Source organism: Klebsiella sp. RC2, assembly GCF_014192815.1.
Lineage (GTDB): Bacteria > Pseudomonadota > Gammaproteobacteria > Enterobacterales > Enterobacteriaceae > Klebsiella > Klebsiella variicola.
The window spans coordinates 1-20,681 of record NZ_JACHYL010000007.1 but is presented as its reverse complement, the minus strand read 5'-3'; the positions used below and the strand labels follow the sequence as shown (position 1 = coordinate 20,681).

Sequence of the window (20,681 nt, the reverse complement as noted above, 5' to 3'; positions counted from 1 at the left end):
ATCAGCGAAGGAGGGAAGGTAGCGATAATTGTGTAATGCCTCTGTGACCGTACAAAATAAAAAATAACTTGTTCTGATGATAGCGATATATTCTGTCAGCTCAGAATAGGCTGGTTATTGTCTGAATAAAATTAACCTATATTGAGAAACTCATGACAATGATAAAAAAGCTTCCATTAACCATGGCGGTTATCGCCGCGTTTTTTCCGCTTACCTCTGTAATGGCGCAAGAATTTACTCAGGAACAGATCGACGCCATCGTCGCCAAAGCCGTTGATAAAGCGCTGGCCGACCGCCAGGCGAAAATCGACGCCGCGGCCGACAAAAAGGTCGACGTGATCACCAACCCGCAGACCACCGCCGCCTCGCCGGATATGGCCATTCCGTTCGGCCTCAAGTTCAGCGGCTATGCCCGCTATGGCGCCCACTTCCAGACCGGCGACCAGAAATATGTCGGCGTCGACGGCTCCTATAACGGCGCCTCGGCGATCGGCCGTCTCGGCAACGAAAGCAACGGCGGCGAATTCCAGATCAGCAAGGCCTTCAAAAGCGCGCAGGGGGCTATCTGGGATCTCAACGTGATGTTCGACCACTGGAGCGACGAGGTTAACCTGAAGAAGGCCTACGTCGGCGTCACCAACGTCCTCGACTCCAACCCCAACGCCTATATCTGGGCCGGCCGCGACTTCCACCAGCGTCCGCAACAGGGGATCAACGACTACTTCTGGATGAACCACGACGGCCAGGGCGCCGGGGTGAAGAACTTTGATATCGGCGGCGTGCAGTTTGACGTGGCGACGGTCTCGCAGGTGAAATCCTGTAGCCCGGAAGTGATGGCCGATGAAACCAACCCGTCGCGCATCACCTGTACCGGTAGCTCCGATACCGGCGACAACGGCCACTACGCGCTGACCACCAAAACCCACAACATCAAGGCCGGGCCGATCGACGTCGAGGTGTACGCCAACTACGGCTTTGACTCGAAGGCGGTGGACAGCGACGCGCGCCTCGAAGCCTGGCAGGGCGGCCTGGTGCTGAGCCACACCAACGACAGCGGGGTGAACAAGGTGATCCTGCGCTACTCCGACAACTCGGATAACAGCGTCTACAACAAAACCGACGACCTGACCACGGTCTACGCCAGCTTCGAGGGCAGCCATAAGTTCACCCAGCAGGCGCAGATCGAATACCTGCTGGCTTTCCATGACTACGACAACGGCAAGGACAACACCGACAACCGTAAAAACTACGGCGCCATCGTCCGGCCGATGTACTTCTGGAACGACGTGCACTCCACCTGGCTGGAAGCGGGCTACCAGCGCGTGGATTACGACCAGGGCGGGGATAACCACGGCTGGAAGCTGACGCTGTCGCAGAACATCGCCATCGGCATGGGGCCGGAGTTCCGCCCGATGCTGCGCTTCTATGTGACCGGCGGTCAGGTGGACAACGAGCATACCGCGAAGGTTAACGGCACCCAGGACCAGCAGCTGGATTCACTGAACGTCGGTGGAATGTTTGAGGCGTGGTTCTGATGCGATAGCGTTGTCGAAGGAGCGTTCCCGGCTGGCGCTACGCTTAGCCGGGCTACGACTGAGGAGGCCTGCGGGATACCCCCCCAGGCCCGGCAAGCGCAGCGCCGCCGGGCAGCTGGCCCAGGTTCCCCTCAGTTCACCGTCAGGCGCAGGGCCAGATCCTGCGGGTAGGGGTCAAAATAGTTCTGCGCCTGGAGGTAGCGATCCGGATACTCGGCCAGATAGTGCTTAAGCAGCGTCAGCGGGGCGAGGATCGGCAGCAGCCCGGCGCGATAGTTGAGGATCACTTCCCGCAGCTCGCCGCGCTGGCGGCTGTTGAGCTGGTCGCGGAAATAACCCTGAATATGCATCAGCACGTTAGTGTGGTTTTTCCGCGAGGCGGGCTGCTTGAGGATCGCCATCAGCTTTTCGCGGTAGACCTCGAAGAAAGCCTCCAAATCCTCCCATTCATGCAGCGAGGCGACGAACGGGCCGATCTCCCGGTAGCCCGCCTGGTGGTGAGCCAGCAGCTGCAGCTTGTAGCGGCTGTGAAAGGCCAACAGGCCGTGACGGCTCAGGCCGCGGGCGCGCAGGGCGTTGAGTTCATGCAGGGCGAAAACGCGCTCGACAAAATTCTCCCGCAGCAGCGGATCGTGCAGCCGGCCATCCTCTTCCACCGGCAGCCACGGGTAGCGCGCCATCAGGGCGCCGGTAAACAACCCCACGCCTTCCTTACGCCCGCGATTGCCTTTTTCGTCATACAGCCGCACGCGCTCCATCCCGCAGCTCGGCGATTTGGCGCAGACGATAAAGCCCGACAGCTCGCCCAGGGTTGCCAGATGGGCGCTGGCGAAGTCAGCCATCTTCTCCGTCACATCCTCGTGCGGGGCGTGGCTGAAGCGCATGCGGATCTCCCCGACTGGAGTCTGCACCAGGCGGAGCGCCGGGCGGGGAACGGGCAGGCCGATCGCCATCTCCGGGCAGACGGGTTTAAACGCCACCCACTGCGCGAGCTCATCCATCACAAAGCCCATACGCTTATGCCCGCCGTCGAATCGCACGGCTGAGCCGGTTAAACATCCGCTGATCCCAATGACAGGTTGCGTGTTCATGGCGCTGTCCTCTCTTCTGCTGTGGTTCGGGTAAAGAAAAGGGTCACGGTGGCGACCGTAATGCCGAATTTCTTCATCTCGGTTTTGTTAAATAAATGGCTGCCGTCCTGCAGGAACATCCAGTCGTCAAAGTGCAGCAGCCACCGGCTGCCGCTGGCCTCGACGTTCATGCTGTAGCGCCAGTGAAAGGCATTGCCTGCCGCCTGGCCGCTGGCCACCCCTTCGATATCCCCGGCGGTGCCCTGATAACGGTTATCGCCGGTGCGGCGAATGCGCCACACCCGCTGCTGCTTCTCGCCATCGTCATAGACAAAGCGCTCATGGAGCGTCAGGGTGTCGCCGACGACGTCGCCATCGATCTCAACATGGAAGCGGCGCAGCTGCTTGCCGTTGCGATCCTGCACCATCCCCCACGCCTCGGTTCGCCCCTGAAAATAGTGAAAGATGTCGAGGGCGGGCTGCTGCTGCCGGTACTCCGTGACCTCGGTGCTGCAGCCAGCGAGGATCAGCATCAGCAGCGCCAGGCCAAGGGTCAGAATGCGTTTCATGGTGTACCTCCGATCAACTGCTGACGCAGTTCGGGATAAGTGGTGCGCGGATCGAGCCAGATGGCGAGAAAGCGGGTGCTGAACGCCGCCGACTGGCGCGGGCCGAGCGGGGTAAAGGCGGTCTGCGCGGCGCTGGCGCGGTACCAGAACTGCCCCTCGCCGCCGCTGACCACGAACGCCAGCTGGCTGCCCGGCGCGACGTCCGGCCAGATCCCCTGCAGCATGCGCAGCCAGGCTTCGCTGCGCGGCTCCTGCTGCAGAATACCCTGCGCCTGCCACTGATCGCGGGTGGCCTCCACCAGCGCCTCGCGATCGATATCGCGCTGGTAGGTGATGATCAGCGCCCGATCCTGCTGCGGGCCGTCATACCGGCCATTGGGTGTGCGCAGCTGCGAGTGATAGACGGTGAACGGCCCCCAGGTGAGGGTCGCCTCGCCGACGCGGCGCCACGTCAGCCAGTCGGCGGCGTGGGCCGCCGGAGCGAGGGTGGTCAGCCACAGCAGTAACAGGGCGAATCTCATTTTCGCCTCCCCATCCCCAGATGGAATAACAGCATGAGCACCAGCCAGCCGCAGGCCATGGCGGCCACGGCAAGCGCCATCGGCACCAGCAGGGTCATGGCTCCAAGGCGAGCGCCGATCAGGTAGGCCACCGGGCCGCCGAGGGTCGCCACCGTGGCCAGCACCCAGCCGGGAAGCGTCGCGGTGCGGGTCAGTCGGGTCCAGACGACGGCGAACATCAGCCACAGGGCCACCATCCACAGGGGCAGCAGGCTATCGCCGCGAAAATCGATCAGCCCCGCCAGCGCCCAGCAGGCATCCAGGCCGCAGCCCGCCGTGGCCAACAGCAGGGCGGGCGGACGACTGGCCGCCGGCAACCGCAGCCAGGCGAAGATCGCCAGCGTCAGCCAGATCAGCAGGCCGCGCTCGCGCAACATCACCACCAGCGTCCAGTAAACATCGAACGCGAGGGCCATCAGCAGGTGCTGCGCCGGGCGTGTCATACCCGCTCCGCGGTGAGCTGCACCACGCTGATGGTGCGGGCGTTAAATCCGGCTTCGCAGTAGCCGAAGTAGTAGAGCCACATCCGGCGGAAGCGCTCATCAAAGCCGAGCTTCTCAATATCCTGCCAGGCGTGAGTAAAACGCTGCCGCCAGTGGGCCAGGGTGCGGGCGTAGTCCGGGCCCATGTCGAACAGGTTGCGCACCACAAAATCGGTATGGCGGGTCATCAGCTCGCTCATTGCCGTGATGCTGGGCAAAAAGCCGCCGGGGAAGATGTAGCGCTGGATAAAATCGACGCTTTTGCTGTAGTCGCGATAGCGCTGATCCTGGATGGTGATCGCCTGCAGGGCCATTCTGCCGCCCGGGCGCAGGCGCGCCTGGCAGGTGCGGAAGAAGGCCGGGAGGTAGCGCTGGCCCACCGCCTCAATCATCTCCACCGACACCAGTTTGTCGTACTCGCCGCGCAGATCGCGGTAGTCGCAGAGCAGCACCTCGACGCGATCCTGCAGCCCGGCGCGGGCCATGCGCTCGGTAGCCCAGCGGTGCTGCTCCCGGGAAAGGGTGGTGGTGGTGACCCGGCAGCCGTAATGGCGGGCGGCGTACTCGGCCAGCGCCCCCCAACCGGTGCCAATCTCCAGCAAATGATCGCCGGGAGTGAGCGCCAGCTGGTCGCACAGGCGCGCCATCTTGGCCCGCTGGGCCTGGGTCAGATCCTGCTGGTCATCGGTAAACAACGCGCTGGAGTAGAGCAGGTCGTCATCCAGAAAGTGGGCATAAAATTCGTTGCCGAGGTCGTAATGGGCGGCGATGTTCTCCCGCGCCTGAGCGCGGGTGTTGCGGCGGGTCCAGTGGTGCAGGCGGGCGACGGGCTTGCCCAGCAGACGAAAGCCGCGCTCCAGACGCCCCTGCACCTCGCCGTTGCGCGCGAGGATCTGCAGCAGCGCCGTCAGCTGGTGGCTCTCCCAGTCGCCGTCCATCCAGGCCTCGGCCGCCGCCAGGCTGCCGCCGGTCAGCAGACGCCAGTACACCTCCGGCGTGCAGACCCGCGCCTCGGCGCGCAGCGCGGCAGCGGGGTCGCCAAAATGAAACGTCTGCGCCCCTTCGCGCACGGTGAGCGAGCCTTCGCGGAGGCCGCTCAACAGACGAAAGAGCAGCCAGCGCGCGAGCCGCACGTTGCGCGGCACATCGGGTTCAAGCGCAAAGACGGGATCGGTCATGAGCGTTCACTCCTGCTGACAGGATGGTTGTACAGCGGCACGCGCTTCAGCCACAGCCGCAGCGCCTGCCAGTAGATGGCGAGGACGGTTTTCAGGGTCATCAGCGGCAGACGCAGCAGCAGCCCGCGCAAGTTGGCGCGGGTCAACGGCACGCGGCTCAGGGCCAGCGTGGCGTCGAACACCTTGCTGGCCTGATGGTTTTCAATATGCATGTGCAGCGTTTTGCCGGGCGCGTTGAAGCGCCAGTGATAGACCATGTCCATTGGGTTAAAGGGCGAAACGTGAAAGGCTTTCTCCAGCGGGCGCGCCTGCTGGCCGTCCACCGCGTAGTAATGACGCTCATTCCACGGCGTGTTTCGCACTTCGGCCAGCACCCAGCGCAGGGTGTCGGCCTCGTCATAGCAGTAGTAAAAGTTGACCGGATTAAAATGGAAGCCGAAGTAGCGCAGCTGGGTCAGGAGCATCACGCGTCCCGCCGGACGGCAGCCGGTCAGGCTCTCCAGCCGGTTCAGCACCTGGGCCTTCAGCGGCGCGCCCAGCGGATAATCGGCGTCGTACCAGGCGGCGGCGGCCAGGCGGTTGCGGCGGATACCCGCCTCAGACAGCCTGTCCAGTTCGTCGAGGTCGAGCCAGGCCATAAACAGGCGGTAGACGAAGTGGTGCGCCTTCGGCTGCAGGCGACGGTGGCGCAGGACGCCCTGATAGAGGCAGCTGTTCATCTCAGTTGCCCTCCGCCGCGGCGATGCCCTGCACCACGTCGAGCGCGCTGCGCACCGCGTCCTCATGAAAGCCGTTGTACCAGTAGGCCCCGCAGTACCAGCTCCGCTGCTGGCCGTTAATCTCTTCGCGCCGCAGCTGGGCCGACCAGCTTTGCGGGTTAAACAGCGGATGCTCATAGACGAAGCGCTGCCAGACGTAGCGATCGTCCACCGGCGCGTCCGGGTTCAGGGTGACGCAGAACAGCGGCGCGTCCGCGGGCAGCCCCTGGAGAATATTCATGTTGTAGGTGACGCAGGCCCGGGCCCGATCCCCGTCGCTCAGGCGATAGTTCCAGCTGGCCCAGGCGCGCTGGCGCTCCGGCAGCCAGCGCGGATCGCTGTGCAGCACCACCTCGTTGCGCTGCCAGCCGATGTCCCCGAGGACTTCGCGTTCGGAATCGGTGGGCGCCGCCAGCATCGCCAGGGCCTGCGCGGAGTGGCAGGCGAAGATCACCTGGTCAAAATGCGCCTCCCCGGACGCCAGCCGCAGGGTGACCCCCGTCGGGTGACGGTCCACCTGCTGTATCGGCGCGTTGAGCCGCAGATCCAGACGATCGCCGAGCCTGGCGAGCAGGGCGCGAACGTACTCCCGGGAACCGCCGGGCACCACGTACCACTGCGGGCGATCGCGAATATCCAGCAGGCCGTGGTGTTCAAAGAAGCGTAAAAACAGCGGCAGCGGGAAGCGACGCATCTCCTGCAGCGACGACGACCAGATGGCCGCCCCCATCGGCAGAATATAGTGGCGGGCGAAGAAGGGGCTGAAGCGGTGGCGGGCGAGGAAGCTCTCCAGCGTCGCCCCCGGATCCAGCGCCTCGGTCAGCGCCAGTTTCGCCAGCCGGTTAAAGCGGACGATCTCGCTCAGCAGCCCCCAGAAGGCCGGCTTCAGCAGATTGCGCCGCTGGGCGAAAAGCGAGGTCAGGCTGTGACCGTTGTACTCCAGGCCGCTGGTCGGGTTGTGAACCGAGAAGCTCATCTGCGTTTTTTGCCCGTCGATCCCCAGCTCGCTGAGCAGGCCCATAAAGCGCGGATAGGTGCGATCGTTGTAGACGATAAATCCGGTATCGATGGCCCAGGTGCCCTGCGGCGTGGCGACATCCACGGTGGCGGTGTGGCCGCCCGGCGTGGCGCCCGCTTCGAACAGCGTCACCTGATGGTGTCCGGCCAGCCGCCAGGCGCAGGTCAGCCCGGCGATGCCGCTACCGATGATGGCGATGTTCATGAGCGCACCATCCTGCGCAACAGCAGGCGCTGGATACCCGATGGCAGGCTGGCCAGCAGCCGCAGGGCCAGGCTGAAACCGGTGGGGAAGGCAATGTGGTTTTGGCCTTTCGCCAGGCCATGGCGGATCGCCGTCACCGCCCGATCCACGCTCACCCGGCCGGGCATGGCGAAGTCGTTTTTGCGCGTCAGCGGGGTGTCGACGAAGCCCGGAGAGACCACCGTGACGGCGACCCCTTTCGGCTCCCAGTCCAGACGCAGGCTGTTGGCAAACCAGGTCAGCGCCGCCTTGGAGGCGCCATAGGCTTCCGCGCGCGGGAAGGGTAGCCAGTGCGCCATCGAGCTGACCAGCACCACCCGATCGCCTGCCTCCAGCTGCGTCTGCAGCGCCGCCAGGCAGTTCACCGGCCCGAGAAAGTTGGTGGCCATCACTCGCTCCACGAGGGCGGCATCCACCTGCCCGTGGTCGAGGTATTCGCAGGTCCCGGCGCAGAGAATGATCAGGTCGGCAAAACAGCCTGTCAGCGCCTGGCGACAGGCGTCCCTGTCTGTCATATCGAACAGGCGCACACTGATGTTGGGGCTGAACTGCTGGAGCGTTGCCAGGCGCGAAGCATCGCGCCCGCAGGCGATAACCAGATGGCCATCCGCCGCGAAGGATTTCGCCAGACCGGCGCCGATCCCGGAGCTGGCGCCGGTGATGAGCACCGTCATCATGAGCGCACCCTCCGCTTCACGCCGCGTACCGCCCAGCCCAGCAGGGGAAGATGCTCGTAGATCATCTCCCCGGCGTCGTAGTAGTCGCGCTGATGGAGGATCTGCTCCCCGGCGATGTCCACCACCGAGCAACCCGGCAGGGCCAGGGTTTCTCCACCGGCAATGCGCGGATGCGACCAGTGCATGGTCCAGGTCACGGCGAACCGTTGGCCGTCGCAGAGCGGCGTGTCGATGGTGAACCGGCACTGCTCCACGTTGGCCAGCAGATGGGTAAAGTAGCGCTGAATGGCGAACAGCCCCTGATGCTGACCAAAAGGATCGCTCAGCGTCGCATCCGGATGGTACAGCGCGGCCAGCGCCGCGGGCGGCTGCGCATCCAGCCCGGCGTAGTACTCAACGAAACGACGAATCACAGACGGCGAGGTGCTCATGGATCACATCCTGGCTAGATACGGTAGCGTAATGGCATACTTAAAACTTACACAAATAAAATTATTTGTCCAAGTTTGTAGAAAAATATATTTTATTTGTGTTAAAAATCATGTTGTTATGATTGGTGTTTTAAGGGGGGGGATCGTAAGTGGTGCGAAGGGCAAGCGTGCGCCCGCCGCGCCACCGGGCGCTGGCGGAACAGAGAGTGGGGTAAGTTAAAACAGAGGGTTAGAGCGGAATCACCTCGAGGGAGACGACCTGCTGCTGCCAGAGTTCCACCTGCCTCTGGCGGGCGGCGGAAAGTTTGCCGCTGGTAACCAGCAGCCAGTTGCGCTGGGGGAAAATCTCCGGCGCCAGGGCGGCGGGAGGCACCGGCAGAACGTCGATGCGATGGCCCTGGCCGGTACGTTTGAGCGCCTCAAGCCAGATTTCGCAGGCGTCGGTCAAGTGCCAGCCGGTGATCAGAAAGTTGTCCCCGGGCGCCTTCTTGTCGCCTTCGAGGCAAAACGAGGTATAGGCGATGATGATGCCGTCGAGAATTTCGCGCAGCGTCATGATGGCCGGCACGTTGGCGGAGACCTGGCTGCGCAGCGGACGCAGCACCTCGGTGACCAGCTCCTGGCGCGGATATTCGCGCCCGGCGTCGTAGATCAGCTGGCGCAGGGACTCGATTTTTCCCTCTTTCAGCCGCTGCAGCATGGTCTCCTGCAACGTCAGCCAGTTGTTGGTGCGCCGTGCGCCGGGGCGCGACAACAGGGGCTTCACCTGGCTGACTGGTACCCCTTTTTTCACCCAGTCGAGGATCTTCAGCGCCTGCTGGACGTCGTCATCGCTGTACTGACGGTGACCACCATCGGTGCGCAGCGGCTTGAGCAGGCCATAGCGGCGCTGCCAGGCGCGAAGCGTGGTCGCATTTATCCCGCATAGTCGGGCAAATTCGCCGATGGAGTAAGGCATGGAGGCCACCTGTTAACAAAGAATATTCTCAATATACTACGAATCACGTCGGCTGGCGTGAAGTGTAGTGGCTTTGCACTACACTTTCCCCTACCGCGTAAATGAAAGGAGTTCTCATGAAGCTATGGCCTGTTGTCACTGGCGTTGCTATCGCGTTAACCCTGGTGGCCTGCAAATCGCCCACGCCGCCGAAGGGCGTTCAGCCGATTAGCGGGTTTGACGCCAGCCGTTACCTCGGAAAATGGTATGAGGTCGCCCGCCTGGAAAATCGCTTCGAGCGAGGCCTGGAGCAGGTGACCGCCACCTACGGCACCCGCAGCGACGGGGGGATCAGCGTCGTCAATCGCGGTTATGACCCGGTCAAAAAACGCTGGAATGAGAGCGACGGAAAAGCCTACTTCACCGGCGCCCCCACCACCGCGGCGCTGAAGGTGTCGTTCTTCGGGCCATTCTACGGCGGCTATAACGTGATCCGTCTGGACGACGACTACCAGTACGCGCTGGTCAGCGGCCCCAACCGCGACTATCTGTGGATCTTGTCGCGCACTCCCACCATTCCGGCGGCGGTGAAGCAGGATTACCTGAATACCGCGCGCGAGCTGGGCTTTGACGTCGATCGCCTGGTGTGGATCCGCCAGACGCCGCGCTAACCTCGCCGCTTAGCGGCTGAGCAGGTGGGTATAAACCACGTACAGCCCGGTCAGCGCCGCCACGTTCAGCGCCACGCTGACGAAAAACCACCGCCGGAAGGGCTGCTTTTGCGTTTTATGACGAAAGCACTGCTGGGCGAGGATGGCCCCCGGCCAGCCTCCCGCCAGGCCCAGCACCAGCAGCGTGGTTTCCGGCACCCGTCGCCAGGCTTTACGCGCCGCCAGCTTGTCGGCGCCATAGATAAGCCATGTCAGAAGGCTGCTCAGTAAAAACCACATCGCCAGCGGGTAGGGCAGCAGGGCGCTGCCCACGGCGGTGAGCAGCAGCAGGGAATAACACACCAGGTTCAGATTCATAGGGACGTTCACGCCGGCCAGAAGAATGGCGCCACTATAGCCAATTTCCCGGACCGGCGTAAACGCGGCGGGTTATTCGCTACGCTTGCCCCGATGCCGGGACAGCCACATCAGCTTATATGCCGCCGGAATGATAAACAGCGACAGCAGCGGGGCGGTGATCATCCCGCCAATCATCGGCGCGGCGATGCGACTCATCACTTCCGACCCGGCGCCGGTGCCCCATAAAATCGGCAGCAGGCCGGCGATAATCACCGCCACGGTCATCGCCTTCGGTCGCACGCGCAGCACCGCGCCCTGGTACAGCGCCTCGTCGAGCTTATCGACGCTGAAAGTCTGCGGATTCTTCAGCGACGGTTCCGCCTCGATGGCGTGGCGCAGGTACATCAGCATCACCACGCCAAACTCCGCCGCCACCCCGGCCAGGGCGATAAAGCCGGTCCCGGTGGCTACCGATAAATGGAACCCCATCCAGTAGAGAAACCAGATCCCGCCGACGAGGGCGAACGGCACGCTGGTGATAATCAGCAGCGCCTCGCCGACGCGGCGGAACGCCAGATACAGCAGCACGAAGATAATCATCAGCGTCATCGGCACCATCAGCTTCAGCTTCTGATTGGCGCGCTCCAGCAGCTCAAACTGCCCGGAGTAGGACACACTGATGCCCGGCTTCAGCTTCACCTCCTTGCCGATGGCCTGCTGCAGATCGTGCACTACCGACACCATGTCGCGGTCGCGGGCGTCGATGTAGATCCAACTGGTCGGGCGGGCGTTCTCGGTCTTCAGCATGGATGGTCCGGTGACCACCTTCACCTCAGCCACGTCGCCGAGGACGATCTGCTGCTTCAGCGGCGTGAGGATCGGCAGCTGGCGGAGGGTCTCCGGGCTGTCGCGATAGCTCTGCGGGTAGCGGATGTTGATCGGGTAGCGCTCGACGCCCTCTACCGTTTCGCCAACCATCGCGCCGCCGATGGCGGACGAGACGAACAGCTGCACGTCGCCGACGGTCATCCCGTAGCGGGCCGCCTTCTCACGCTGAATATCAATATTGAGGTAGCGCCCGCCGACCAGCCGCTCGGCTAATGCCGACGTGACTCCCGGCACGGTGCGCGCCACCCCTTCAATTTGTTCGGCGATGGCGTCGATATCGGCCAGATTAGTGCCGGAAACTTTAATGCCAATCGGGCTCTTGATGCCGGTGGAGAGCATGTCGATGCGGTTGCGGATCGGCGGCACCCACAGGTTCGCCAGCCCCGGCAGGCGCACGGTCTTGTCCAGCTCCTCGACGATCTTTTCCATGGTCATCCCCGGTCGCCACTGATCCTGCGGCTTAAGCTGAATGGTGGTCTCTACCATCTCCAGCGGCGCCGAGTCGGTAGCGGTTTCGGCCTTGCCGGTTTTGCCGAACACCCGGGCCACTTCCGGCACCGTCATGATCAGCTTATCGGTTTTCTGCAGCATATCCGCCGCCTGCGCAGCGGAGATCCCCGGCAGCGTTGACGGCATATACAGCAGATCGCCTTCGTTAATCTGCGGCAGAAACTCGCCGCCGACCCGGTTAAGCGGCCAGATAACCGTCAGGATCGACAGGAGCGCAATCAACAGGGTGGTCTTCGGCCAGTGCAGCACCTTCAGCAGCAGCGGGTGATAAATGCGGATCAAAAAGCGGTTCAGCGGGTTGCTGTTCTCCGCTGGGATCTTGCCGCGGATCCAGAAGCCCATCAGGATCGGGATCACCACGATCGCCAGCAGCGCCGCCCCGGCCATCGACCAGGTTTTGGTGAAGGCCAGCGGGCCGAACAGTTTGCCCTCCTGGCCTTCGAGGGTGAAAATCGGGATAAACGACAGGGTAATGATCAGCAGGCTGATAAACAGCGCCGGGCCGACCTCCACCGACGCCTCGGTAATGATTTTCCAGCGGATGTCGTTGCTGAGCTTCTCTCCCGGGTGCTGATGTTCCCACTCCTCCAGCCGCTTGTGGGCGTTCTCAATCATCACGATGGCGGCATCGACCATCGCCCCTACCGCAATGGCGATTCCGCCCAGCGACATGATGTTGGCGTTAAGCCCCTGGAAATGCATCATGATAAAGGCGAAGCACAGGCCGAGCGGCAGCGAAATAATCGCCACCAGCGCCGAGCGTACGTGCCACAGGAACAGGGCACAGACCAGCGCGACGACGATAAACTCTTCCAGCAGCTTATGGCTGAGGTTGTCGATGGCGCGGTCGATAAGCTGGCTGCGGTCGTAGGTGGTGACCACTTCAACCCCTTCCGGCAGGCTGCTTTGCAGCGACGCCAGCTTCGCTTTGACCGCCGAGATCACTTCGCGGGCGTTCTTGCCGGAGCGCAGGATCACCACGCCGCCGGCCACTTCGCCTTCGCCGTTAAGCTCGGCGATACCGCGGCGCATCTCCGGGCCGATCTGCACCCGCGCGACGTCGCCGAGATAGACCGGCACGCCGTTGTCACCGGTTTTCAGTACGATATTTTTGAAATCGTCGAGCGTCTGCAGGTAGCCGCTGGCGCGCACCATATATTCGGCTTCCGCCAGTTCGACGGAAGAGCCGCCCGCCTCCTGGTTAGAGACGTCCAGCGCCGATTTCACCTCGTCGAGGCTGATGCCGTACTGGGTCAGCTTCATCGGGTCGACGACAATCTGGTACTCCTTGACCACGCCGCCCACTGACGCCACTTCCGAGACGTTAGGGATGGTTTTCAGCTCATATTTTAAGAACCAGTCCTGCAGGGAGCGTAGTTCGGCGAGGTCGTGCTTGCCGCTGCGGTCGACCAGCGCGTACTCGAAGACCCAGCCGACGCCGGTGGCGTCCGGGCCCATTTCGGCGCTGACCCCGGCGGGCAGTTTGCCCTGCACCTGGTTGAGATACTCCAGCACCCGCGAGCGCGCCCAGTAAGGATCGGTGCCGTCTTCAAAAATCACGTACACGTAGGAGTCGCCGAACTGCGAGAAGCCGCGAACTGTTTTGGCGCCGGGTACCGACAGCATGGTGGTGGTCAGCGGCCAGGTGACCTGGTTTTCGACGATCTGCGGCGCCTGTCCCGGGTAGCTGGTTTTGACGATCACCTGTACATCAGAGAGATCCGGCAGGGCGTCCACCGGGGTGTGGACGATAGTCCAGGTCCCCCAGATGCTGAGAAACAGCGCGCCCATCATCACCAGAAAGCGGTTGGCCACCGAGCGGCGGATAATCCATTCAATCATGGTTCCGTTCCTCAGTGCGCGTGAGCGGCAGGGGCCGCGTTACCGGGAGCCTGCGCACGCATGCGCTCCAGCGCACCGGCGATATTGGCTTCCGAGTCGATCAGGAACAGGCCGCTGGCGACGACTTTCTCACCCTCCTGCAGCCCGCTGCGAATGGCCGTAACGCCAGCGGATTCATGGAATACCTGCACGAGTTTCGGCACGAAGCGGCCCTCATTATCCACGGTAATCACTCGCTGCTCGTCGCCGCTGTCGATCAGCGCTTTGGAGGGGATCAGCAGCATCGGTTCGCTTTCACTGGTCAGTTGCAGATAGGCGTTCATCCCCGGCTTCAGCGCTTCATCCGGGTTGTTGACCTGCAGGCGCAGCTGCAGGGTGCGGGTGGCGCTATCGACGCTGGGGAGAAGGGTCCATTTGTTGATGCTGAAGGTTTTCCCCGGCCAGGCGGGAACCTGAATTCTGAACTGCGAGGCGTCTTTAATTAGCCAGGCGATGGATTCCGGCACCGCCACGCTGACCCACACCGGGTCCATGCCCTGAATTTTCGCCACCACATTATCTTTGGCGATATTCATTCCGGCACGCAGATCGAAGGCGGTAATCACGCCATCGATCGGCGCTTTGAGGGTAAAGCGGGTCTGGATTTTACGCGTGGTTTTCAGGCGGCGGATATCGTCATCCGGCATTCCGGCGAGGCGCAGGCGCTCGAGGATCCCCTCGACCTGGGTGGCGGTGCCCCCGGTCTCCTGCAACAACAGATATTCGCTCTGCGCTTCCACCCAGTCAGGGATGGTCAGCTCGAGGAGCGGCGTGCCTTGTTTCACCTTGTCGCCGACGGTCAACGGATAGACTTTATTGATAAAGCCCGCCGCCCGCGCCTGCATAATCACATACTGGTACTCGTTATAGCTAATGTTGGCCGGGAAGGTCTGAGCGTAGCGCAGCGGCCCGCGGGTGACCGCGGCGGTTTTTACGCCGAGATTCTGGGTCTGCGTCGGGTCGATACGCACCCCCGACGCACCAGCGGCGGCATGCTCCTCATCGGCGTATTTCGGCACCAGATCCATATCCATAAACGGCGATTTACCCGGTTTATCGAAGCGGGTGTTCGGGTACATCGGATCGTACCAGAACAGCACTTTACGCTGCTGCTCGGCCGCCGGAGCGGCAGAGTGGGTCGGCGTCAGTCGGGTATACAGCGCCGCGGTAAGCGCGCCGCCAATCACCATGCTGCCGAGGATCAGCGCCGTATTTTTCAGTGTCAGGGATGCCATGTGTCGTCCATTTAGTCGTTGAGGGGCTTACCGTCGCCGGGCCATTAGTTGGCGCGAATATCCTGCAGCAGCGACAGGTTGCCCTGCTGAACGAAGGTGAAGTCCACGCTGTCGCCATCCTTCACATTGTTGAGCTGCGTCTGCGGGGTGATGGTGAAGCGCATGGTCATCGGCGGCCAGTTCACCGCCGGGATGGCCTCGTGGGCGATGGTGATTTTTTTGCTATCCATATCAATAGCTTTAATGACGCCTTTGCCGCTGATGCTTTGCGCCTGCGCGGCGGCGGGCTGTTCATGCATCGCCATGCCGGCGTGCGGGTCGGCGGCCTGGACGGCGAACACCGCGCCAGAAATCAGAGTGAACAGGGCGACTTTAGAGAGTGAATTCATGATCGGGACTCCTTGGGTTATTCCATCCAGCCGCCGCCGAGGGCGGTGAACAGGGTGATTTCATTTGCCTGACGGGAATAGTTGAGTTCCAGCAGGGTTTGTCGGGTGGTAAAAATGTCGCGCTGGGCGCTCAGGACTTCGATGTAGCTGACCGCGCCGTGACGATAGAGCGCAGTAGCGCGCTGCAGGGTGATATTTAGTGAAGCGAGATAGCGCTCCTGGGCGGCAATCTGATCGGCCAGGCTTTGGCGCAGGGCCAGCGCGTCGGCCACCTCTTTAAAGGCGGACTGTATTTTTTGTTCATAGTTGACCACCTGCTGCTGCTGGCGGATCTCCGCCAGATCGAGGTTGGCCTGATTACGCCCGGCGTTGAAAATCGGCAGTTCGATTTTGGGGATGAAGTTCCACATCGCGCTGCCGGCGTTAAACAGGCTGGAGAGCTCGCTGCTGCTGCCGGAGAGCGAGCTGGTCAGGGTGATCGCCGGGAAGAAGGCCGCCCGCGCGGCGCCGATATTGGCGTTGGCCGCCAACAGGCTGTGTTCGGCCTCTAAAATATCCGGCCGCTGCAACAGGATCGCTGAGGAGAGCGATGGCGGCAGGGTTACGCCTTTCAGGTCCACCGCGCTGCTGGCGCTATCGTCCGGCAGATGCTGGTAGCTGCCGAGCAGCAGTTGCAGGGCGTTATTGGCCTGCGCCAGCTGGCCCTGACGTTTGGCGATATCGGCGCGGGTGCTTTCGATCATCCCGCGCGCCTGCTCCAGCGCCAGCACGGTGGTGCTTCCGGTCAGCAGCTGTTTTTCAACGAAGGCGTAAGACTGCTGATAGTTCTGTAAGGTGTCGTTGGCCACCTGCAACTGCGCTGCCGCCAGCCGCTGGTTGAAGTAGCTTTGTGAAACGTTAGCAATCAACAGGATATGCACCGCACGCCGCGCCTCTTCGCTGGCGAAGAAGTTCTGCCGGTCGGCCTCGCTGAGGTTTTTCAACCGGCCAAAGAAGTCGAGGTCATAGCTGAGATTCAGGCCGGCGGCATAATCGCTGCTGGTGGTGGTGTCGCCTTTAAGCTTGCCGCCATAGGTGGTGCTGCCGTCACCGTTCAATTGCGGGTAGCGGTCGGCGTCGGTAACCCGGTACTGGGCGCGGGCTTCCTGCACTTTCAGCGTCGCCATCCGCAGATCGCGGTTATTTATCAGCGCGGTGCTAATCAGGCTTTTCACCTGCGGGTCGACGAAAAAGGTGCGCCAGCCGGTCTCCTGATAGCCCGCTGTCGCAGTAACCAGCTTGTTCTGGCTGAGAGAGAACTGCTGCGGCACCGGCGCGGCGGGGCGCTGGTAGTCCGGAGCGAGCGACAGACAGCCGGTTAAGGCAAATATCACGCTGAGGGTAAGTAGCTGTATAGAACGCATGGCGGCAGACGCTTTCGACGATTTATCCATGGCAGCTACTTTACGTAGCGGGCTCTGTTCAACGCGTGACAGGAAAATGACAAAGCTGTCATTTTCCTGATATTTCATTGCTATCCGGAGGCGCTCCTCTAAAATTGAATACCCGCACAGAACGCGCGTGAAGGAGCCTGCCGTGAAGATTTTGATTGTCGAAGATGAGAAGAAAACCGGAGAGTACCTGACCAAAGGGCTCACCGAGGCCGGCTTCGTCGTCGACCTGGCCGATAACGGCCTTAACGGCTATCACCTGGCAATGACCAGCGATTACGATCTGCTGATCCTCGACATCATGCTGCCGGATGTGAACGGCTGGGATATCGTGCGCATGCTGCGCGCCGCCAATAAAGGCATGCCGATCCTGCTGCTCACCGCGCTTGGCACTATCGAGCATCGGGTGAAGGGCCTGGAGCTGGGCGCCGACGACTATCTGGTGAAGCCATTTGCTTTTGCGGAGCTGCTGGCGCGAGTGCGGACCCTGCTGCGCCGTGGAGCGGCGGTCATCGTCGAAAGCCAGTTTCAGGCGGCGGATCTCAGCGTCGATTTGGTCAGCCGCAAGGTGACGCGCGGCGCGACGCGTATCACCCTGACCAGTAAGGAATTCACTCTGCTGGAGTTCTTCCTGCGCCATCAGGGCGAGGTGCTGCCGCGTTCGCTGATTGCCTCGCAGGTCTGGGATATGAATTTCGACAGCGACACTAACGCCATTGACGTGGCGGTGAAGCGGCTGCGCGCCAAAATTGATAACGACTTCGAGCCGAAGCTTATCCAGACCGTGCGCGGCGTCGGCTATATGCTTGAGGTGCCGGATGGCCGCTAAGCGCCCCTTTTCCCTGGCAACCCGGCTGACCTTCTTTATTAGCCTCGCCACCATCATTGCCTTCTTTGCTTTCACCTGGATCATGATCCATTCGGTGAAGGCCCACTTTGAAGAGCGCGACGTGCACGATCTCAGGCAGCTCAGCACCACCCTGGAGACGGTGCTCAACCACGCCGACTACCCGCAGGCGCGGCGACTGGAGATCGTGAGGAATATCATTGCGGGTTACGCCAACGTCTTTATCTGTCTGGACGACGGCCAGGGCAATATTCTGTTTCAGTCGCCCGACGGGCCGGATCTCAGCCATATGCTGAGTACGCCGGGGCTGGCGATGCAGCTGCGCGACGGGAATGTGATTTCATGGACTGACCCGCAGCCGCGAAAGATGGTTCATGATAATCATCCAATGGAGACCCGCGCCTGGCGGCTGATCATGCTACCGCTGGGCAAGCAGGCGGACGGCAAACCGGCGTACCACCTGCTGATGGCCTTATCCATCGATTTTCACCTGCACTATATTAATGAGCTGAAAGCGAAGCTGATTTCCGCGGCGACGATAATCAGTTTGCTGATCATCGCCATCGTGCTGTTTGTGGTCTATCAGGGGCATAAGCCCATCCGCCAGATCAGTCGCCAGATCCAGAATATTACCTCGCGGGATCTCGACGTGCGCCTTGACCCGCAGGCCGTGCCTATCGAGCTGGAGCGGCTGGCGCTGTCGTTTAACCATATGCTGGAGCGCATAGAGGATGTCTTTACCCGCCAGTCCAACTTCTCCGCCGATATCGCCCATGAAATCCGCACGCCGATTACCAACCTGGTGACGCAAACCGAAATCGCTTTAAGCCAGAGCCGCAGCCAGCAGGAGCTGGAAGAGGTGCTCTATTCCAATCTTGAAGAGTTCTCGCGGATGTCACGGATGGTCAGCGATATGCTGTTCCTCGCCCAGGCGGATAATAACCAGCTGATCCCTGAGCAACAGGCGCTGGATCTGGCTGATGAAGTGCATAAGGTGTTTGAGTTCTTTGAAGCGTGGGCGGAAGAGAAGGCGGTGGCGCTGCGCTTTGTCGGCAGCCACTGCCGGGTGACGGGCGATCCGCTGATGCTGCGGCGAGCGATCAGCAACCTGCTGTCGAATGCGATCCGCTACACGCCGGCCGGCCAGGCGGTGACCATCCAGTTGAGCGAAAGCGCCGAGACGATCCGTCTGGTGGTGGAGAATCCCGGTACGCCGATTGCCGTCGAGCATCTTCCGCGGCTGTTTGACCGTTTCTATCGCGTCGACCCCTCGCGTCAGCGCAAAGGCGAGGGCAGCGGTATCGGCCTGGCGATTGTGAAATCCATCGTCAGCGCCCACCACGGCAGCGTAGCGGTGCAGTCCGATCTGCGCTCTACGCGGTTTATTGTGGTGCTGCCGAAATAGACGCAATAACGGCTGAAAGTCAGCGGGCAGCGCCAGGCGGCCGCCCGCAGTATTGCCGCTCTCTTACTCTTCGAAGTACCAGTAGCCCTGATTAATCAGCCGCGTCAGTTCGCTCACGAACGCCGGATTCTGCAGGCCGCTGCCGAGCTCCTCCTGACCTAATGAGGTATAGCGGCACAGCGCATCCAGCGCTTCGGCATCGGTGGTGTCCAGCTGTTCGCTATGCACGAAGAAGCTGTCGCCGATATGCAGAACGCGCAGGCCGCTCAGACGAGAAAGCTTTTCGCCACCCAGCAGCGCATCGACCACTTCCTCTTCTTCATACGGTGGTTCCGCCGGCGCAATATCCAGCTCGTGACGCGGGGTGGTCACGAAACTGCCGAACCACTGCTTGAAGTCTTCCGGCTGGCGAATCATGTCGATCATCATGGTGCGCAGACGTTCGAGTTCATACTCCTCCACCCGGCCCGGATGCTCGCGGCAGGTGAGGTCCGGATCGCTGTAGTGTTCGCCGCCAAGATCGTTCTCCAGCACATAGTCGGCGAAGCTGCTGATCAGGTCGCGACCGTTTGGCCCGCGGAAGCCGACGGAGTAGTTCAGCGCGGTTTCGTGGGTCACGCCATCGTGCGGGAATCCTGGTGGAATATAGAGGATATCGCCCGGCTGCAGATCTTCATCAATGATCGGCGGGAACGGATCGACGTGCAGCAGTGCCGGATGCGGGCAGAACTGACGCATCGGCAGCTTATCGCCCACGCGCCAGCGGCGGCTGCCCATGCCCTGAATAATAAAGACGTCATACTGATCGATATGCGGGCCGACGCCGCCGCCGGGGACGGAGAAGGAGATCATCAGGTCGTCCAGGCGCCAGTCCGGCAGTACGCGGAACGGGCGCACCAGCTCGGCGGCGGGCATATGCCAGTGGTTTACCGCCTGGGCCAGCAGCGACCAGCCGGTTTCGCCCAGCCCGTCAAAATGTTCAAAAGGACCATTGCTGGCCTGCCATTTGCCGTTGGTCAGGCTGACCAGTCGGCTGTCGACTTCCGGCTCCATGGCTAATCCGGCCAGCTCGTCCGGGGTAATCGGGTCGACGAAGTCCGGAAACGCGTTTTTTAATACCACCGGCTGTTTTTGCCAGTACTTCTCTAAAAACTCGGGCCAGTTAATGTTGAGTTGATAAGCCATCGATTATTACCAGTAAGAAGAAACGGGCCTGATTATAGAAACGGGGGCCAGGTGGGCGCTTTGTCGTGGGTCAAGAGTGGTGCTTAATTCACCATCGGCGCGATAATGGCGTTGGGTAAGAGAGAAAAATCACATTTTTGCCAAAAAACGATCTTAGCGTAAACGGCGCTGCAGGCCGCATGAACACTGGGATGGCGCCTTGAATGGTAAGAAGATGAATAAGCGAAAAGTTCAAATAATGAGCGGTCGATAAGATTTTTCTATTTTAACGCTTGCTACTTCCGGCGAACTCCCTATAATGCGCTCCCACTGACACGGCAGATGTGAATCACTTCACACAAACAGCCAGTTCGGTTGAAGAGAAAAATCCTGAAATTCAGGGTTGACTCTGAAAGAGGAAAGCGTAATATACGCCACCTCGCGACAGAGCGCTAAAGCGCGTC

Annotated in this window: 20 protein-coding genes; 4 read left to right on the top strand and 16 right to left on the bottom strand. The window is 61.5% G+C overall.

Translation table 11 applies throughout. The features are described 5' to 3' along the window. Positions 1-152: 152 nt before the first annotated feature. The gene (locus tag FHW76_RS20200; RefSeq protein WP_115188832.1) at positions 153-1,535 is read left to right on the top strand and encodes a carbohydrate porin; all 1,383 of its coding nucleotides are present in this window, start codon (positions 153-155) and stop codon (positions 1,533-1,535) included. A 131-nt stretch (positions 1,536-1,666) separates the two neighbouring features. Here FHW76_RS20200 and FHW76_RS20195 read toward each other — a convergent pair whose 3' ends face one another. The 10 genes from FHW76_RS20195 to FHW76_RS20150 all read right to left on the bottom strand — a co-directional run bounded on the left by FHW76_RS20195 (position 1,667) and on the right by FHW76_RS20150 (position 9,479). After that, positions 1,667-2,626, bottom strand: coding sequence for a DUF523 and DUF1722 domain-containing protein (locus tag FHW76_RS20195; RefSeq protein ID WP_023296980.1), 960 nt, complete (start codon positions 2,624-2,626; stop codon positions 1,667-1,669). Further along, positions 2,623-3,174, bottom strand: coding sequence for a DUF3833 domain-containing protein (locus FHW76_RS20190; protein ID WP_012969055.1), 552 nt, complete (start codon positions 3,172-3,174; stop codon positions 2,623-2,625). Before FHW76_RS20190 ends, FHW76_RS20195 begins: the two co-directional genes overlap by 4 nt. Further along, the gene (locus tag FHW76_RS20185; protein ID WP_044613121.1) at positions 3,171-3,695 is read right to left on the bottom strand and encodes a hypothetical protein; all 525 of its coding nucleotides are present in this window, start codon (positions 3,693-3,695) and stop codon (positions 3,171-3,173) included. The genes FHW76_RS20190 and FHW76_RS20185 overlap by 4 nt, the downstream gene beginning before the upstream one ends. Further along, on the bottom strand, positions 3,692-4,177 hold the full coding sequence (locus tag FHW76_RS20180; RefSeq protein WP_048964948.1) for a DUF2878 domain-containing protein: 486 nt from the start codon (positions 4,175-4,177) through the stop codon (positions 3,692-3,694). The genes FHW76_RS20185 and FHW76_RS20180 overlap by 4 nt, the downstream gene beginning before the upstream one ends. Continuing rightward, positions 4,174-5,394 carry a cyclopropane-fatty-acyl-phospholipid synthase family protein gene (locus FHW76_RS20175; protein WP_183476923.1) on the bottom strand — a complete coding sequence of 407 codons (1,221 nt, stop codon included), beginning with the start codon at positions 5,392-5,394 and terminating at the stop codon, positions 4,174-4,176. Before FHW76_RS20175 ends, FHW76_RS20180 begins: the two co-directional genes overlap by 4 nt. After that, positions 5,391-6,113 (bottom strand): DUF1365 domain-containing protein, encoded by a 723-nt coding sequence (locus tag FHW76_RS20170; RefSeq protein WP_063106441.1) that lies wholly within the window; start codon positions 6,111-6,113, stop codon positions 5,391-5,393. The genes FHW76_RS20175 and FHW76_RS20170 overlap by 4 nt, the downstream gene beginning before the upstream one ends. A 1-nt stretch (position 6,114) precedes the next feature. Continuing rightward, entirely contained in the window at positions 6,115-7,374 is a 1,260-nt protein-coding gene (locus FHW76_RS20165; RefSeq protein ID WP_117269339.1) for an NAD(P)/FAD-dependent oxidoreductase, read from the bottom strand. Continuing rightward, positions 7,371-8,090, bottom strand: a complete 720-nt coding sequence (locus FHW76_RS20160; RefSeq protein ID WP_016160204.1) for an SDR family NAD(P)-dependent oxidoreductase — start codon at positions 8,088-8,090, stop codon at positions 7,371-7,373. Before FHW76_RS20160 ends, FHW76_RS20165 begins: the two co-directional genes overlap by 4 nt. After that, entirely contained in the window at positions 8,087-8,521 is a 435-nt protein-coding gene (locus tag FHW76_RS20155) for a nuclear transport factor 2 family protein (protein ID WP_008807076.1), read from the bottom strand. Before FHW76_RS20155 ends, FHW76_RS20160 begins: the two co-directional genes overlap by 4 nt. Positions 8,522-8,750: 229 nt before the next feature. Further along, a complete protein-coding gene (locus FHW76_RS20150) occupies positions 8,751-9,479 on the bottom strand; it encodes a MerR family transcriptional regulator (protein ID WP_008807075.1) in 729 nt (242 codons plus the stop codon). Positions 9,480-9,595: 116 nt separating this feature from the next. Here FHW76_RS20150 and FHW76_RS20145 point away from each other — a divergent pair, with 116 nt between their 5' ends. Then, positions 9,596-10,129 carry a lipocalin family protein gene (locus FHW76_RS20145; RefSeq protein ID WP_009309842.1) on the top strand — a complete coding sequence of 178 codons (534 nt, stop codon included), beginning with the start codon at positions 9,596-9,598 and terminating at the stop codon, positions 10,127-10,129. A gap of 9 nt (positions 10,130-10,138) precedes the next feature. Here the strand turns inward: FHW76_RS20145 and FHW76_RS20140 are convergent, their stop codons facing one another. The 5 genes from FHW76_RS20140 to FHW76_RS20120 all read right to left on the bottom strand — a co-directional run bounded on the left by FHW76_RS20140 (position 10,139) and on the right by FHW76_RS20120 (position 16,774). Continuing rightward, positions 10,139-10,486: a DUF1294 domain-containing protein gene (locus FHW76_RS20140; RefSeq protein WP_032731857.1), complete on the bottom strand. Its 348-nt coding sequence runs from the start codon at positions 10,484-10,486 to the stop codon at positions 10,139-10,141. Between the two features lie 72 nt (positions 10,487-10,558). Next, positions 10,559-13,708: a CusA/CzcA family heavy metal efflux RND transporter gene (locus FHW76_RS20135; RefSeq protein WP_183476921.1), complete on the bottom strand. Its 3,150-nt coding sequence runs from the start codon at positions 13,706-13,708 to the stop codon at positions 10,559-10,561. Positions 13,709-13,719: 11 nt separating this feature from the next. Next, on the bottom strand, positions 13,720-14,982 hold the full coding sequence (locus FHW76_RS20130) for an efflux RND transporter periplasmic adaptor subunit (RefSeq protein WP_072123534.1): 1,263 nt from the start codon (positions 14,980-14,982) through the stop codon (positions 13,720-13,722). A gap of 44 nt (positions 14,983-15,026) precedes the next feature. Beyond that, complete coding sequence (gene cusF, locus FHW76_RS20125) at positions 15,027-15,371, bottom strand: cation efflux system protein CusF (protein WP_032731860.1); 345 nt, start codon at positions 15,369-15,371, stop codon at positions 15,027-15,029. Positions 15,372-15,388: 17 nt separating this feature from the next. Beyond that, entirely contained in the window at positions 15,389-16,774 is a 1,386-nt protein-coding gene (locus FHW76_RS20120; protein ID WP_046882490.1) for an efflux transporter outer membrane subunit, read from the bottom strand. Positions 16,775-16,946: 172 nt separating this feature from the next. On the opposite strand from FHW76_RS20120, the gene cusR reads away from it, so the two are divergent. Then, on the top strand, positions 16,947-17,630 hold the full coding sequence (cusR, locus tag FHW76_RS20115) for a copper response regulator transcription factor CusR (protein WP_008807068.1): 684 nt from the start codon (positions 16,947-16,949) through the stop codon (positions 17,628-17,630). Further along, complete coding sequence (locus FHW76_RS20110) at positions 17,620-19,053, top strand: Cu(+)/Ag(+) sensor histidine kinase (RefSeq protein ID WP_049163086.1); 1,434 nt, start codon at positions 17,620-17,622, stop codon at positions 19,051-19,053. Before cusR ends, FHW76_RS20110 begins: the two co-directional genes overlap by 11 nt. Positions 19,054-19,116: 63 nt before the next feature. Here FHW76_RS20110 and FHW76_RS20105 read toward each other — a convergent pair whose 3' ends face one another. Then, the gene (locus tag FHW76_RS20105) at positions 19,117-20,238 is read right to left on the bottom strand and encodes a cupin domain-containing protein (protein ID WP_012542999.1); all 1,122 of its coding nucleotides are present in this window, start codon (positions 20,236-20,238) and stop codon (positions 19,117-19,119) included. Positions 20,239-20,681: the final 443 nt, after the last annotated feature.